The 15,887-nt window shown below is 72.4% G+C and carries 11 protein-coding genes and 1 pseudogene; 8 read left to right on the top strand and 4 right to left on the bottom strand.

The annotated features are described in order from the left end of the window. Positions 1-427 precede the first annotated feature (427 nt). Both ACFV57_RS33040 and ptsP read left to right on the top strand, forming a co-directional pair. Positions 428-877, top strand: a complete 450-nt coding sequence (locus ACFV57_RS33040; RefSeq protein ID WP_385239759.1) for a PTS glucose transporter subunit IIA — start codon at positions 428-430, stop codon at positions 875-877. A gap of 78 nt (positions 878-955) precedes the next feature. Beyond that, complete coding sequence (gene ptsP, locus ACFV57_RS33035; protein WP_385239758.1) at positions 956-2,626, top strand: phosphoenolpyruvate--protein phosphotransferase; 1,671 nt, start codon at positions 956-958, stop codon at positions 2,624-2,626. 118 nt (positions 2,627-2,744) lie between these two features. Here ptsP and ACFV57_RS33030 read toward each other — a convergent pair whose 3' ends face one another. Both ACFV57_RS33030 and ACFV57_RS33025 read right to left on the bottom strand, forming a co-directional pair. Next, positions 2,745-3,677 carry a hypothetical protein gene (locus ACFV57_RS33030; RefSeq protein ID WP_385239756.1) on the bottom strand — a complete coding sequence of 311 codons (933 nt, stop codon included), beginning with the start codon at positions 3,675-3,677 and terminating at the stop codon, positions 2,745-2,747. A gap of 102 nt (positions 3,678-3,779) precedes the next feature. Further along, positions 3,780-5,804: an acetoacetate--CoA ligase gene (locus ACFV57_RS33025; protein ID WP_385239754.1), complete on the bottom strand. Its 2,025-nt coding sequence runs from the start codon at positions 5,802-5,804 to the stop codon at positions 3,780-3,782. Positions 5,805-6,136: 332 nt separating this feature from the next. Between ACFV57_RS33025 and ACFV57_RS33020 the strand changes: the two genes are divergently transcribed. The 4 genes from ACFV57_RS33020 (at position 6,137) to ACFV57_RS33005 (ending at position 11,805) form a co-directional block, all read left to right on the top strand. Beyond that, positions 6,137-8,557 carry a TIM-barrel domain-containing protein gene (locus tag ACFV57_RS33020; protein WP_385239752.1) on the top strand — a complete coding sequence of 807 codons (2,421 nt, stop codon included), beginning with the start codon at positions 6,137-6,139 and terminating at the stop codon, positions 8,555-8,557. Between the two features lie 76 nt (positions 8,558-8,633). Continuing rightward, positions 8,634-9,638 (top strand): methyltransferase, encoded by a 1,005-nt coding sequence (locus ACFV57_RS33015; RefSeq protein ID WP_385239750.1) that lies wholly within the window; start codon positions 8,634-8,636, stop codon positions 9,636-9,638. A gap of 234 nt (positions 9,639-9,872) precedes the next feature. Beyond that, entirely contained in the window at positions 9,873-10,853 is a 981-nt protein-coding gene (locus tag ACFV57_RS33010) for a bacteriocin fulvocin C-related protein (RefSeq protein WP_385239748.1), read from the top strand. A 67-nt stretch (positions 10,854-10,920) separates the two neighbouring features. Further along, positions 10,921-11,805 (top strand): M15 family metallopeptidase, encoded by an 885-nt coding sequence (locus tag ACFV57_RS33005; protein WP_385239746.1) that lies wholly within the window; start codon positions 10,921-10,923, stop codon positions 11,803-11,805. On the opposite strand, the pseudogene ACFV57_RS33000 reads toward ACFV57_RS33005, so the two are convergent. Both ACFV57_RS33000 and ACFV57_RS32995 read right to left on the bottom strand, forming a co-directional pair. Next, a pseudogene (locus ACFV57_RS33000) lies at positions 11,777-12,990 on the bottom strand (transposase). The gene ACFV57_RS33005 and the pseudogene ACFV57_RS33000 overlap by 29 nt on opposite strands. Before the next feature lie 693 nt (positions 12,991-13,683). Then, complete coding sequence (locus ACFV57_RS32995; RefSeq protein WP_385239744.1) at positions 13,684-13,845, bottom strand: hypothetical protein; 162 nt, start codon at positions 13,843-13,845, stop codon at positions 13,684-13,686. Positions 13,846-14,199: 354 nt separating this feature from the next. Between ACFV57_RS32995 and ACFV57_RS32990 the strand changes: the two genes are divergently transcribed. After that, positions 14,200-14,706 (top strand): Zn-ribbon domain-containing OB-fold protein, encoded by a 507-nt coding sequence (locus ACFV57_RS32990; RefSeq protein WP_385239742.1) that lies wholly within the window; start codon positions 14,200-14,202, stop codon positions 14,704-14,706. Then, positions 14,696-15,886, top strand: a complete 1,191-nt coding sequence (locus tag ACFV57_RS32985; RefSeq protein WP_385239740.1) for a lipid-transfer protein — start codon at positions 14,696-14,698, stop codon at positions 15,884-15,886. Before ACFV57_RS32990 ends, ACFV57_RS32985 begins: the two co-directional genes overlap by 11 nt. Position 15,887: the final 1 nt, after the last annotated feature.

The following is a 15,887-nucleotide window of genomic DNA, read 5'->3' as shown; positions in this document are numbered from 1 at the left end:
TCTGGCGTTGACTTTTGGCACGCTGTTGAGTTCTCAAGGAACGGACGCTTCCTTTGTGCCTGTTTCACCAGGCTCTCCGGGCGCTTCCCTTCGGTGTTCCACCACTCTATCAGGCCTTTTCGGGCTTCCGGACCACCGTGTTTTCCGCAGACATGCAGAAACGAGGTCGGAAATTCTCGATCAGTTCTGATGGAGTGCCGCCCGCTGTCCGCTCCGCGATGTGATCGCGTTCTGTCGGACCGGGGCAGGTGTCAGACAGTACAGGCCCCCGCCGGGCGGGGCAAATCGATTCCCCGGGGCCGGTGCTCCAAGGGTGGTGTCGCGCGTGCGGAACCCTCACTTCTTATGACTTACGCTCTGATCGGTGCGCCGTCCAGGACAGGTAGTGACGGCGGCCTGATAGATCTCCACCCCTGGGAGGACTCCCATGACCACCGTGACGTCCCCGCTCGCTGGACGCGCCATCGGACTCGCGGCCGTGCCCGACCCGGTGTTCTCCGGCGCGATGGTGGGTCCCGGTACCGCCATCGACCCGGTGCGCGAGCCTTCCGAGGCCGTATCGCCCGTTGACGGTGTCGTCGTCTCGCTGCACCCGCACGCGTTCGTCGTCGTCGACAGCGAGGGCCACGGCGTGCTCACGCACCTCGGTATCGACACCGTCCAGCTCAACGGCGAGGGCTTCGAGCTGCTCGTCAACAAGGGCGACACCGTGACCCGCGGCCAGGCCGTCGTGCGCTGGAATCCCGCCGCCGTCGAGGAGGCCGGAAAGTCGCCGGTCTGCCCGATCGTGGCGCTGGAGGCGACCGCCGACTCCCTCGGCGAGGTCGTCGAGGACGGCGATGTGAAGGCCGGCGCGCAGCTCTTCAGCTGGCAGTGAGCCGCCGCCGTCCCTGACGGCACGTACGACATCCACCGCGGCGGTGAACCGCCGCCGCGCCAACCGGAGACGGGTGCAATGGAGACAACGCTGCGAGGCGTCGGCGTGAGCCACGGTGTGGCGATCGGCGAGGTGCGGCACATGGGTACGGCGGTGCTGGAGCCGCCGGCCAAGCAGATTCCGGCGGAGGAAGCGGAGCGCGAACAGGGGCGTGCCCGCAAGGCCGTGGAAGCTGTGGCCGCCGACCTGATCGCGCGGGGCAACCTGGCCGGCGGTGAGGCGCAGGCCGTTCTCGAGGCCCAGGCCATGATGGCCCAGGACCCCGAGCTGATGGCCGACGTCGAGCGGCGCATCACCGTGGGCAGCACCGCCGAGCGCGGTGTCTACGACGCCTTCGCCGCCTACCGGGCCCTGCTGGCCGGTGCCGGGGAGTACCTGGCCGGGCGGGTCGCGGACCTCGACGACGTACGCAACCGCATCGTCGCGCGGCTGCTGGGCGTGCCGATGCCGGGTGTGCCGGACAGCGACGAGCCGTACGTGCTGATCGCGCGGGACCTGGCGCCGGCCGACACGGCGCTGCTGGACCCGACGCTGGTGCTCGGGTTCGTGACCGAGGAAGGCGGGCCCACCAGCCACAGCGCGATCCTCGCGCGGGCGCTGGGCGTGCCGGCCGTGGTCGCGCTGCCGGGCGCGGGCGAGCTGGTCGAGGGCACCGTGGTCGCCGTCGACGGCAGCACGGGTGAGATCTTCGTGAATCCGAGCGCCGAGAAGCGCGCGGAGCTTGAGCAGGCGGCCGAGGCCCGCAGGGCCGCGCTGGCTGCTTCGACCGGTCCGGGCGCCACGTCGGACGGCCACAAGGTGCCGCTGCTGGCGAACGTCGGCGGTCCTTCGGACGTGCCGGCGGCCGTGGCGGCGGGCGCCGAGGGCGTCGGGCTGTTCCGTACCGAGTTCCTCTTCCTCGACGACAGCGCGAAGGCGCCGTCGAAGGAGAAGCAGGCCGAGGCGTACCGCAAGGTGCTGGAGGCCTTCCCCGAGGGCCGGGTCGTGGTGCGCGTGCTGGACGCGGGCGCGGACAAGCCGCTGGACTTCCTGACGCCGGGCGACGAGCCGAACCCGGCGCTGGGCGTGCGGGGTCTGCGCACGCTGCTGGACCACCCCGAGGTGCTCCGCACGCAGCTGTCCGCGCTGGCCGAGGCCGCGGCCGGGCTGCCGGTCTACCTTGAGGTCATGGCGCCGATGGTGGCCGACCGGACCGACGCCAAGGCGTTCGCCGACGCGTGCCGGGAGGCCGGGCTGCAGGCCAAGTTCGGCGCGATGGTGGAGATTCCGTCCGCGGCGCTGCGTGCCCGGTCGATCCTGCAGGAGGTCGAGTTCCTCTCGCTGGGGACCAACGACCTGGCGCAGTACACCTTCGCCGCCGACCGTCAGGTCGGCGCGGTCTCGCGGCTCCAGGACCCGTGGCAGCCGGCGCTGCTCGACCTGGTGGCGATCTCGGCCGAGTCGGCGAAGGCCGAGGGCAAGAGCTGTGGTGTCTGTGGCGAGGCGGCCTCCGATCCGCTGCTGGCCTGTGTCCTGACGGGGCTCGGCGTGACGAGCCTGTCCATGGGCGCGGCGTCGATTCCGTATGTGCGCGCGACGCTGGCGAAGCACACGCTGGCGCAGTGCGAGCGTGCCGCTTCCGCGGCGCGCGCCGCGGACACCGCCGAGGACGCGCGCGCTGCCGCGCAGGCGGTGCTCTCCGGGGAGTGATCCCCGGCGGGGCCCGGCCCGGGAGCGCCCGGCCGGACCTCGTCGCCGACTGTTGAAGAACGCTGGTACGGATGGCCGTCCCGCCCTTGTGGCGGGGCGGCCGTCCGGCGTTCTGGGCTCAGTTGTGGTTGTGGTGGTGGCCGTCCGTCGGTGGTGGGTCGGGGATTTCGAGGCCCGGTTCGTGGTCGACGCCGGGCTCGGGCGGGACCGGCTCGCCCGTACCTGCGTCGGTGCAGTACGCCGTGAAGACCTCGGCGGCGCTGAGCGGGCGCAGCCAGGCGTCGCGCAGGACCCAGCCGCGGACCGTGTCGCGCCCGGGGGCCCGGTCCGTCCGCGACACGATGCCGCCGGGGCTGCGCAGGGCGATGCCGGCGGCGAGGACCGTGCAGAAGACGAGGGTGGCGGCCTCGGACAGCTCCAGCCGGCCGTCGTCGCGGGAGTCGGCGTGCAGCACGGCGAGGAGCGGGGCGCCGCTCGCGGGGACGCTGCACACCAGGTGGTGGGTGCCGTCGCCGAGGGTGTCCAGCAGGCCGGTCACGGCGCGGGAGGCGCGGGCGAACGCGGACCGGGCGAGGTCCTCGCCGCAGTCCGGGCAGGCGCCCGTGCGGGCGAGGAGCGCCGTGGCGCGGTCCCAGGTCGCCTGGCGTTCCGCCTCGTCGATGAGCACGGGCAGCAGTCGGGTCAGGGCTTCGCCCATGTACGGCAGGGTGGCGCCGGTGCAGGCGACTTCCGCCGTGTAGCGCGAGCGGCTGTCGGGGCGGTCGGGGTCGAGGTCGGTGTCCGTGCAGAACGTCTCGTACGCGACGGGGTCGAAGAGGGCAACGGTGGTGTGGATGCCCTGGGCGGTCAGCGAGCGCAGCAGGGTCTCCATCTGCTGGAGGTAGGCGGTGTGGTCGTCGAACGGGAAGGTGCGGTAGCGGCGCATGGCCGCGAAGTCCTGTGCGTCCGCCAGGACGGCGGCGGTGCTGGGGACTTCGCGGCGCAGCATGCGGCGCGCGGCGGTGCTGTTGCCCGGGTCGGTGTGCGCGGTGCGTCGGGACGGTGTTGCCATGACTCCCCCTCGGTCGGTGCGTGCGGCTCGCTCCACGAACCGCACTTGTGACTGAGAGTAATCGGAGGGTCTGACAACGGCCGTCCGCGACGGCTCACACGGTCACCGCGCGCGTTCGGCCTCGGCGCGCTCGGCGGCGATCCGCTCGTAGAACCGCAGCAGTTCCAGGTTGTCGACCGAGCCCGGGTTGACGGCCTTCTCCAGCGGCGTGCCCTGGAGGAGCCGTTTGACCGGGACCTCGATGCGCTTGCCCGTGAGGGTGTGCGGTACGCCCGGCGCCTCGATGATCTCGTCGGGGACGTGGCGCGGGGAGCACTGTTCCCTGATGGTGCGCTTGATGCGGTCGCGCAGCGCGTCGTCGAGGGCCGCGCCCGGCGCGAGGTGGACGAACAGCGGCATCCAGTAGCCGCCGTCGGGCAGTTCGAGGCCGATGACCAGGGATTCGCGGATTTCGGGGAGGCGTTCGACGGCCTCGTAGATGTCCGCTGAGCCCATCCGTACGCCCTGGCGGTTGAGGGTGGAGTCGGAGCGGCCGTGGATGACGACGGTGCCGCGCGAGGTGAGGGTGATCCAGTCGCCGTGCCGCCAGACGCCGGGGTAGGTGTCGAAGTAGCTGTCGTGGTAGCGGGTGCCGTCGGGGTCGTTCCAGAAGCGGATGGGCATGGACGGCATGGGGTTGGTGACGACGAGTTCGCCGACCTCGTCGGTCAGCGGCTTGCCGTGCGGGTCCCACGCCTGGAGGTCCGTACCGAGGCAGGGGGCCTGGAGTTCGCCGATGTGCACGGGCAGGGTGGGCGCGGCGCCGGCGAAGCAGCTGCAGACGTCGGTGCCGCCGCTGACGGAGGCGATCCACAGGTCGGCGGCCACCTCGTCGTGCAGCCAGCGGAAGCCGTCGGGCGGCAGCGGGGAGCCGGTGGTGGCGACGCACTTGACGGCGGCCAGGTCGAGGTCACGGCCGGGGTGCACGTCGGCCTTGCGGCAAGCCATGACGTAGGCGGCGGAGGTGCCGAAGAGGGTGGTGCCGGTGCGTTCGGCGATCCGCCACTGGGCGGCGGTGTCCGGGTGGCCGGGGCTGCCGTCGTACAGGACGACGGTGGCGCCGACGAGGAGGCCGGAGACGAGGAAGTTCCACATCATCCAGCCGGTGGAGGTGTACCAGAAGAAGCGGTCTTCGGGGCCGAGGTCGCAGTGCAGGCCGGTCTGTTTGAGGTGTTCGAGGAGGATGCCGCCCTGGGACTGGACGATGGCCTTGGGCAGGCCGGTCGTTCCGGAGGAGTACAGGACCCACAGGGGGTGGTCGAAGGGGACCTGTTCGAAGACCGGCTCGGCGGCGGCGGAGGTGAGGTCGGTCCATTCCAGTGCGCCTTCGGGGGCGGGGGTGCCCAGGAGGGGGATGTGGACGACGGCGCGGAGGGTGGGCAGTTCGCGGCGGAGTTCGGCGACGGTGTCGCGGCGGTCGTGTTCCTTGCCGCCGTAGCGGTAGCCGTCGACCGTGAACAGGACGACCGGTTCGACCTGCTGGAAACGGTCCAGGACGCTGCGGGCGCCGAAGTCGGGGGCGCAGGAGGTCCATACGGCGCCGACGGCGGCGGTGGCCAGGAGGGCGACGACGGCCTGCGGGACGTTGGGGACGTAGCCGCTGACGCGGTCGCCGGGCCGTACGCCGAGGCGGCGCAGTTCGGCGGCGAGGGAGCCGACCTGGGCGCGCAGCTCGGTCCAGGTGACGGGGGCGGGGTCGTGGGTTTCGTCCACGTACAGGAGCGCGGGTTCGCCGGCGCGGGCCGGGTCCTCGGCGGCGCGCAGGGCGTGTTCCGCGTAGTTGAGGGTGGCGCCGGGGAACCAGCGGGCGCCCGGCATCGCGGGGTCGGCGAGGACGGTCTCGTAGGGGGTGGTGAAGCGGACGTCGAACCAGGTGGCGACGGCCTGCCAGAAACGGGACAGTTCGGTCACGGACCAGCGGTGCAGTACGGCGTAGTCCGCCACCGGGCCCTCGGCGGTACGGGCGGGGGCGCCGTGGTGGGCGGCCGCCCAGTCGTGGAAGCGGGTCAGCTGGGCGCCGGCGATGCGGTCCGGGCCGGGCTGCCACAGGGGTTCCGGCTGCGGGACGGACTGCGGTGCGGTGGTCATGATCGGCTCCCGGCTGTACGCGGCGTTGCGTGGACGCGGTGTGGGCGTGCGGTACACGGTGCCCCCGTACGGCTGGGGGGTCACCCCGGGCGCAGCGCGGGGGCGCGTGCGTGTGACACGGCTGGGCAGGACGATGCCACGTGATCGACTTGTGCGCCAGGGCCGCCATCACATTCGGGGGCGGGCACCCACGGCACCGGGAGCGGCCCGGCGATCGGCGCCCCGCCGCGTCCACGCCACCGGTGTGCCGCGGGTGGGGTGCCGGTTCTTCCCAGGTGAACGGGAGTTGAACGGCATCCCCTCCGCGGGCCGTCAATGGCAGGCTGAGCAGCATGGACGGGCGTGATCAAGAGCGGTCGGTGCGGTGGGACGGGGCGGCCGGTGCGGTCCGGGCCGTCAGGGCACTGGGATCGGTACGGGGGCTGCGCACGTGGCGGTCGGCGTGGCGCCGGCGCCGGGCGGACGTGCTGGGGCTGCCGCGGCGCGGGCCGGAGCGGGCGCGGGTCCCGGGGACGGCGGTGGACGCGGAGCCGCAGCCGGGTGGCGGGGTGGTGCATTTCGCGCGCTCCTCGCTGCGGGTGCGGGTGGCGTCCGGCGGCGCGGTCTTCTGCGGCTGGGACGGCGCGGCGCCGGAGCCGTCGTACGCGCTGGCCGGGGCGTGCCCGGAGCCGGACGCGCGCGCGGTGCTGGAGCCCGACACGGAGGGCGGCTGGCGGGTGGTGTCGGAGCGGGTGACGGTGACGGTGTCGCGGCACGGCGCGGTGGCGGTGCGCACGCCGGGCGGCGTGGTGCTGCGGCGGGAGCTGCCGCCGCGCTGGTGGGACCGGGTGGCCGGGGACGAGGGCGGGGTGCCGGGCGAGCGGTCCGGGGACTCGCGGTGGGTGCAGCGTTCCGAGGTGGCCGCCGACGCGCGCTTCTTCGGGCTGGGCGGGCGGTCGGCGGGGCCGCGGCTGCGCGGGGGCACGTACCGGCTGTGGAACACCGACCCGGGCGGCGCGTTCGTGCCCGGCGACGATCCGCTGTCGGTCACGATGCCGGTGCAGCTGGTGGTGGCGGACGCGGGTACGCACCTGGTCTTCCACGACAACTCCTGGGACGGCGCGGTGATGCTGCGCGAAGGCGCGGAGGGCGCGGGTTCGGGGCACGACCGGCCGGGCTGCTCCGAATTGCGGATGGACGGCGGCCCGTTGCGGTACTGGGTCCTGGTCGGTACGCCCGCCCGTGTCCTGCTCGGCTGGACGGCGCTGACCGGGGCCCCTGCGCTGCCGCCCCGCTGGGCGCTGGGCCCGCAGCACGCCCGGTGGGGTTTCGGCAGTCAGGCGGAGGTGCGGCGGGTGGTCTCCGGCTACCACGAGCGGGGGCTGCCGCTGTCCGCCGTGCATCTGGACATCGACCACTACGACGGCCACCGGGTCTTCACCGTCGACCGTACGGCGTTCCCCGATCTGCCCGGTCTCGCGCGCGAGTTGCGTGAGGAGGGCGTACGGCTGGTGTCCATCGTCGATCCGGGGGTGCAGGCCGAGCCGGGCAACGCGGTGTACGAGGGCGGGGCCGCGGCCGACGCGTACGTACGGGACGCGCGGGGCCGTGAGGTGCGCGGGGTGGTGTGGCCGGGCGAGGCGGTGTTTCCGGACTTCACGGACGCGCGGGTGCGCAAGTGGTGGGGCGGGCTGTACGCGGAGCGGCTGGCGCAGGGGTTCTCCGGGGTGTGGCACGACATGAACGAGCCGGTGTCGTTCGCGGCGTTCGGCGACCCGTCGCTGCCGCGTTCGGCGCGGCACGCGCTGGAGGGCCGCGGTGGTGACCATCGGGAGGCCCACAACGTGTACGGGCTGGCGATGGCGCGCGCGGGATACGACGGGCTGCTGGAGCAGCGCCCGGAGGAGCGGCCGTTCCTGTTCTCGCGCTCGGGGTGGGTGGGGATGCAGCGGTACGGGGGTACGTGGTCGGGGGACGTGGCGACCGGGTGGCCGGGGCTGCGGGCGTCGCTCTCGCTGGTGCTGGGGATGGGGCTGTGCGGGGTGCCGTACAGCGGTCCCGACGTCGGCGGTTTCTCCGGGGTCCCGTCGCCGGAGCTGTATCTGCGGTGGTTCCAGATGGCCGCGTACCTGCCGCTGTTCCGTACGCATTCGGCGATCGCCGCGGGGCGGCGGGAGCCGTGGGAGTACGGGTCCGAGGTGCTGGAGCACGCGCGGGCGGCGCTGCTGGAGCGTGCGCGGCTGCTGCCGTACTTCGTCACGCTGGCGCAGCTGGCGCGGCTGTCCGGGGCGCCGTATGTGCGCCCGGTGTGGTGGAGCTCGCCGCGGGACCGGAAGCTGCGCGACTGCGAGGACGCCTTCCTGTTGGGGGACGCGTTGCTGGTGGCGCCCGTGCTGGGGCCCGGTGTGACGCGGCGGGCGGTGCGGCTGCCGCGCGGGCGCTGGTACGACACGGCGAGCGGGCGGGCGTACGACGGTCCCGGGCAGGTGCTGGTGGACACCCCGCCGGCGCGGATCGCGGTGCTGGCGCGGGCCGGTGCGGTGCTGCCGGTGGCGGGCGCGGACGGTGCGACGGAGCTGGAGGTGTGGGCGCCGAAGCCCGGCCGGGTCGGTGGCGGTCTGGTCGTACCGGACGCCGGTGACGGCTGGCAGCGGCCGACGGTCGAGCGCTTCGAGTCGCGGCTGGAGGACGGGCGGGTGGTGGTCGAGCGCCAGGGCGGGGGCGAGGTGGGGTACCGGGTGCGGGTGCGGGGTCCGGTGGACGAGGAAGCGTAGGCACCGCGGCACCCGGTTGCGTAGGTTGGAGCGTTCGTGCGGCGGTGCGACGCGGCGCTCGGAGAGGACGGACGCAGTGGCTGACGGTGAAGGTGAAGGTCGGGGCGTATGGGCGATCGCGGACCTGGTGACGCCGATGGCGGTACGGGTGGCGGCGACGCTGCGGGTGGCCGACCGTCTCGCGGACGGCGTACGGACCGTGCCGGAACTGGCCGCGGCCACGGGGGCCGACGCCGGCGTGCTGGAGCGGGTCCTGCGGCACCTGGTGACGGTGGAGGTGTTCAGCCGTGACGGCGAGGGGCGCTACGGGCTGCTGCCGCGCGGCGAGGAACTGCGCGACGGCCATCCGTCCGGCGCGCGGCGGATGCTGGACGTGGAGAGCGGCATCGGCCGGGCGGACCTGGCGTTCGTGGCGCTCCCCCACTCCGTACGGACGGGAGAGGCGGCCTTTCCACAGCAGTTCGGGCGTTCTTTCTGGGACGACCTGCGGGCGGACCCGGAGCGCGCCGCCGACTACGACGCGCAGATGGGCGTCGACGTAGCGCGCTGGGCGGAGGCGGTGGTACCTGCCTTCGACTGGGGCTCGCTGGAGCGGATCGTGGACGTGGGCGGCGGCAACGGCACGTTCCTCGCCGCTCTGCTCACCGCGCATCCCGAGCTGCGGGGCACCGTGTTCGACCAGCCGGAGACCGTACGGGCAGCGCGCGCCACGCTGGCGGCCGCCGGGCTGGCCGACCGTGCGGACGCGGTGGCGGGCGACTTCTTCCAAGCGCTGCCCGCCGGGGCGGACGGGTACGTCCTGTCCGCGGTCCTGCACGACTGGGACGACGAAGCGGCGCGGGCGATCCTGCGGCGGTGCGCCGAGGCGGCGGGGGCGCGGGGCCGGGTGCTGGTCGTGGAACGGGTCGGCGCGGACGGCGAGTCGGTGCATACCGGCATGGACCTGCGGGTGCTGGTGTACTTCGGGGCGCGCGAACGCGGGGTGACGGAGCTGACGGCGCTGGCGGACGGGGCCGGGCTGCGGGTGGCGGGGGTGCACCGGGCGGGCGAACTGGCGGTGGTGGAAATGGTCGCCGTGTGAGCGTGCGCCGTTGTCGAGGGCGAATCGGTGCGGAAATCCATTCGATACCGGGGCTTGCCTGGAGGCAGTGCCGAGAGGTGTCGGGAGCTTCCGGGGGTTGCTGGTCGGCGCCGGGCGGTGCCGGGGATACGGAAAGCCGCAGCGGTCTTCTATTCGTGTTCTATTGCCGCCCATTTTTCCCGTGCGTTACTTTTGCCGGAGAAGCCTTCCGTAAATAGACGGATGGGGGGCGAAATGAGCTATCCGGCGACGCGATGGGTGTTGGCCTTCGACGCCTCGTGCGAACAGTGCAGGAAGATCTCCGAAGCGGTCGAGCAGGCCTGCGGGGGAAAAGTCGAACTGTTGTCGCTCCTGAACCGGGATGTCCACCGGTGGCGCGTGGAAAGCCTCGGCGAGGACGCGCCCTGGGCCCCGACGCTCCTGAAAGTGGGGCCGGACCGGGTACGTGCCTGGGTCGGCCCGGGAATGGCGGTGGCACTCGTCCGCCGGCTGGGGCCGCGCGCGACGGTCCGTACGGTCGGAGCCCTCAGCGACCTGCGCCGGCCGTCCCGGACGGAAGACGGGCCGGGACGCAAGCAGTTCCTCCGGCTCGCCGGTGGTGCGGCGGTCACCGCGGGCCTGCTCATCGGGGCGGGCAGGGCAGCGGCGAACGCGGCCACCGCCGACCGCGACGAGGCCGAACTGTGGGTCGAGGCCCACCGCGACAGCCTCCCCCAGGACTACGACGCGATGATCGCCCACCCCCTGCACCACCGCCAGGCCATTTGGGCCGCGCTGCCGCCCGCCACCCGCAGCCGGCTCTGGGTGGAACACCTCACGCGCTATCGCCGGGCGCACCCCGGCCTCTCACCGGAGCAGAGCGGCGTACTCGAAAAGGTCCACCGCATCGCCGCGCGGGAGTCCAGTTTCGCTTTCGACCGGGTCGACGATCCCGGCCCCGGCGAGCGGGCCCTCCGGGAAGCCGCCGCACAGCATTTCGGGCGCGAGGAGGCGAACCGGCTGTTCGCGACGCTCGGCCCCGCCGAGCCTTCCGGACGGCGCGGCGCAAAGGCCTTGAACTGCAATTGCAGCGTCGAATCCAACTACTGTTCCAGCAGCGCCTGCCACGACAACCAGTGTATGAAGGGCCGGTGCAGCTGCCGCGTCTATCAGCGGTCCTGCGGCTATCTCTGGCGCTATCCCTGCGACGGTTTCTGCGCCTGCAGTTCCTGCTGAGCCGGTTCTCCGGAATCCGGCTCCGGGGCTCTTTCGCGCGACGCGGTGCCGGTGGTAGACGGGTGCCATGCCGAGACTCGCTGCCGCGCTGCGCGGCCTCGCCGTGGCCGCCACCGCCCTCGCCCTGACCAATGCCGCCGCGCCGCCCGGAACGGCCGCCGTGCCGCGGCCGTCCGGCGGCACTCCTGCCGCTGCCGGTACGAAGGCGTCGGCCACGGCGAAGGCGCCCAGGGAATTCGTCGCCCTGCGCGACGTGGACCCGACGATCCGCCAGGAGATGCGCTACTTCACGCCGCACAACTTCATGGGCGTACCGGTCACCGGCTACCGGCAGCCGCTGTGCATCCTCACCCGGGATGCGGCACGGGCCCTGCACCGAGCCCAGCTGTCCTTCCTGCGGCGCGGCTACACACTCAAGGTCTACGACTGCTACCGGCCGCAGCAGGCCGTGAACCACTTCGTGGACTGGGCCGAGGACCTCGGCGATCAGCGGATGAAGGGCGAGTTCTATCCACGGATCGACAAGTCGACCCTCTTCCGGGACGGCTACATCGCCGAGAAGTCGGGGCACAGCCGGGGCAGCACCGTCGATCTGACGCTGGTGCGGCTGCCGGGCCTCCCCACGCGGCCGTACATCCCCGGGGAGCCGCTGACGAAGTGCTACGCGCCGAAGGCGCAGCGCTTCCCCGACAACTCGCTCGACATGGGGACCGGGTTCGACTGCTTCGACACCCTCGCGCACACTCTCGATCCGCGGGTGCAGGGGCAGCAGCGGGCGAACCGGCTGCGGTTGAAGGAGGGGCTGGAGCGTGCCGGGTTCCAGAACTACGACAAGGAATGGTGGCACTACACCTTCACGCCGGAGACCTTCCCCGACACGTACTTCGACTTTCCGGTTTCGCGGCGGTCGCTGAGCTTGGCATTTAAGGTCCGAGGCAGTTTCGTTCCGTGATGCTCTCTGGTCGTTTCGCGGTTTTCCCCACGTCATAGTGGGTTACGGGGCGTCGGTTCTCCGAACCGAGTGGCCGCCCCGGGCCTGGCCGTGAGGGTTTGGGTGCCTGGGCTGGGCAGGTGAGATACGGGCGGAGGTTCCTGAACCGGCGGCGGACCCGGGCCGGGGTGAGCCGGCCGGGCTCGGCCGGCCTCTCCCACGGGCGACGCAGGTCGGCAGTGGCTTGGCGGACGAGCCGGAGTTGCGTATGAGCGGCGATGACCAGCCATGTCCAGCCTTTGGCCGGGTCCAACCCAGGGTCTGCTTGATCATTCTGAAGGCGTGTTCAAGATCGAAGCGCCTCAGAAACGCTTGCCGGCGCACGTCGACGTCTTCGCCACTCAGGCCGGTGGCGGACGACCACAACCAGACAGGAAGCGGATCTCCGCCACCAGGCAGGTGTTCGGCCTCCAGGCGGATCAACGTGCCCTCGATGACGGGGAGTTCCCCGCCGTGGTCGATCCACGCGGAGCGGGTGGTCAGCCGGGGGTGGATGCGACCCCAGGCCATAGCGCGGACTGCGCCGTACCGGTCGGTGACCTGCATCGTCGCTGCGTCCGGTTCACCCCACGTGTCCGGCTGAGCGAATCGGAACTCCCTGCCGTGCTTCGGCGGCCGCCCTGCGGCGGCGAGATCCAGGGCACCGGGACCGGCTTACGCATGACCCGGTCCGTACACATCCGTCCGAGAACCTCAACCGGCAGCCCGTCCAGGAGGTGGGCCATGCGCGGGGCGTCGTATCCGGTCGCTATGAGCTGGTCCGAGGGCCGGCCGCTGCGTCCGTAGACGTAGCAGAACAGGCGGTCCGCGCTGGTCGGAGCGGAGCCAGTGACTGATGTCGACCACGAGGGCCAGGCGCCCGTGGGCGGCCTGCGGCATCGTCAGGCCGGCCAGCACTTGCCGCAGCCGGGGTGCATCGACGTTTCCGCAGTTCAATGCGTCGTACATGGCACCGTGGCCACGACGGTGCTCGGCTACCAGCGTCAGGTCCACGGGCGCGGCCACCGGGCCGTCAGCGCACAGCAACGCGTCCGTCAGCTCGAACAGTTCATCCCCACGTGCGGTCAGGCACTCGAAGAGATCGTTCCGAAACCGCGAGGACTCCGCCAGCAGTTCCCGCCCGGCATCGTGATGTGGCAGCCCCATTCTTCACGACCTTCATGCTGATCAGTGCGCCTGATCAGAGAACAGAATCAGCCTCAGCCGGGGACCAGATGCGCGTCCGTCGAATACCCAGGTTCGGGGCCCGGCCGGTCAAGTTCGACTAGCGACCCGAACGGTGTGGGGGACCCGCACCACATCGTCTAGCCCCCCTAGATGTCGCCATCTAGGGGGGCTAGAGTCCCTATTTCGACCCGAGGAAGGTGCCGAGTATGGATTTACCTAAGATCGTGGCCCATCGCGCCGGCGGTGGGTGGATGCTCGAAATGGACGGAGTCGCCCCCGCCTACGTTCGCCGACTGAGTGAGGCGGCTGAGTGTGGACGTGCGCTCATGAAAGCCGCGGACGTACCCGGGGTTGAGCGCGGCGTCCAACTCAAGGTCGACCTTGGCGACGAGCTCAACCGACGCGTCAAGGCCTCGACTCAGGCAACCGTTGACGCTCACAAAGCCCAACTTCAAGCGGCAGCGGAGCTTCGACGAACAGCGTCGGCCCTCAAGAGCCGGGACATGACCGGCCGGGACATCGCCCACATCCTCGGCGTCTCGCCCCAACGGGTATCCCAACTACTCACCCAGCCCGCGACCGGAGGTTCAAGCAGAAGCTGAGCGGCGGGCGCTGAGCGTCGGCCGATGAGCTGCCGCCGCCGGGCAGCGGCAGCCGTCGCCGGGCAGCGGATCACCAGCCTCCGGTCAGCCGTAGCGGCTGGTCGGAGACCGTGCCCCCGGTGTTGATCCACAGGTTGAGGTCGCCGGACGTGTCGTCCCTGGCGACGAGGTCGGCGACGCCGTCGCCGTTGAAGTCGCCCGCGGCGGTCTCCGTGAAGTTCCAGCCGCTCATCAGGGCCTTGGACGGGCCGAAGGTCCCGTCTCCGTTCCCGGGCCGGAGACGCAGCGCGTTCGTGGCGTCCCGCGTGCACCGACGCCGCATGGCCGGGGGTACCCGGACGCGGGCCGCGAGTGACGGGCCAAGACGCGGAACCACCCCCGTGGATCCCGCGTCCCGGCCCTGACTTGGTGGACGCCGTGCGGGCGTATCCGGTTCAGCCGGGTTCGCGGAGAACAGCATGATCCTTCCGTTCGGCGGGAGCGGGGCGCGGTGTGGGGTTCCGTCGGCCGCCGGTCGCGTGCCAGACTCCTGACGGATCGTCAGATCACATACAGGGATCGTCCGTTGCCGACTCCTGGAGGATTCGTGGCACGTACGCGCAAGCCGGTGGTGCCGGGATGGTTCACCGAGACCGGGGACGGGCGGGACCCGGCGGACTTCCGGCTGCTGGGGACGAGGTGCCGGGTCTGCGGGGCCGTCTTCTTCCCGCGCGAGGACTTCTTCTGCCGCGATCCGGGCTGCGACGGCACCGAGCTGACGGAGGTTCCGCTGTCGCCGCGCGGCACGGTGTGGTCGTACACGGACGGGCGCTACCGGCCGCCGCCGCCGTACGTCTCGGACCCCGAGGTGCCGTGGCAGCCGCGCACGCTGATCGCGGTGGAGCTGGCGGCGGAGCGGATGGTGGTGCTGGGCCAGGCGGCGCCGGGTGTGCGCGTCGCGGACCTGCGTGTGGGTATGGCGGCCGAGTTGGTCCCCGGGGTGCTCGGCGGTGAGGACGAGGGCGAGGACGCGGAGACCGTGTGGACCACGTGGTGGTGGCGGCCCGTGGACAGGGCCGGGACGGACGCGGCGGGAGGCGGCCGTGACCGGTGACATCGCCGTGCTGGGGGCCGGGATGCACGCCTGGGGCAAGTGGGGCCGCGGCTTCGCCGAGTACGGCACGGTGGCGGCGCGGGCGGCGCTCGCCGACGCGGGGCTGGAGTGGGGCGAGGTCGGGTCGGTCGTCGGCGCGGACACCGTGCGCGGCGGCTATCCGGGGTACGTGGCGGGCGCGACGTTCGCGCGGGCGCTGGGCTGGCAGGGCGCGCGGGTGACGAGCGTCTACGCGGCCTGTGCCTCGGGGGCGCAGGCGATCGCCACCGCGCGGGCGCAGATCCTGTCGGGTCTGGCGGACGTGGTGCTGGTAGTGGGCGCGGACGCGGCGCCCAAAGGTTTCTTCGCCCCCGCGGGCGGCGATCGCCCCGACGATCCGGACTGGCTGCGCTTCCGGCTGCTGGGCGCCACCAACCCGGCCTACTTCGGGCTGTACGCGCGGCGCCGGATGGCGCTGTACGGGGACACCGTCGACGACTTCGCGCAGGTGAAGGTGAAGAACGCGGCGGCTGGGGCGGCCAATCCGTACGCGCGCTACCGCAAGCCGGTGACGGCGGCGGAGGTCGCCGCGTCGCCCGTGGTCGCCGATCCGCTGCGGCTGCTGGACATCTGCGCCACGTCCGACGGCGCGGCGGCGCTCGTGCTGTGCGGGCCGGAGTACGCGCGCCGGCGGGGCGTGCCGGACCCGGTCCGTATCCGGGCCGTCTCCACCGCGACGCCGCGATATCCCCGTACCGACCTGGATCTGCCGGACATCGCGACCGATTCGGTGGCGGCCGTCCCGGAACCGCCGGCCGCCTTCCGGCCGTCCATCGCCGAGGCCGCCTACGAGGAGGCGGGGCTCGGGCCGGACGAGCTGTCGCTGGCGGAGGTCTACGACCTGTCCACCGCGTTGGAGTTGCAGTGGTACGAGGATCTCGGACTGTGTGCCGAGGGTGAGGGCGCGAAACTGCTGCGCGTCGGGGCGACGGCGCTCGGCGGGCGGCTGCCGGTCAATCCGAGCGGCGGGCTGGCCTCTTTCGGGGAGGCGGTGCCCGCGCAGGCGATCGCTCAGGTATGCGAGCTGACCTGGCAGCTGCGCGGGCGGGCCGGGGCGCGGCAGGTGCCGGGCGCGCGGGCCGGGATCACGGCGAATCAGGGGTTGTTCGGGCACGGCTCGGCGGTGATCGCGGTGCGCTGAG

This window comes from Streptomyces sp. NPDC059788 (assembly GCF_042732265.1).
Lineage (GTDB): Bacteria > Actinomycetota > Actinomycetes > Streptomycetales > Streptomycetaceae > Streptomyces.
Note: the sequence above shows the minus strand (reverse complement) of the source record. Positions and strands in the feature narration are given on the sequence as shown.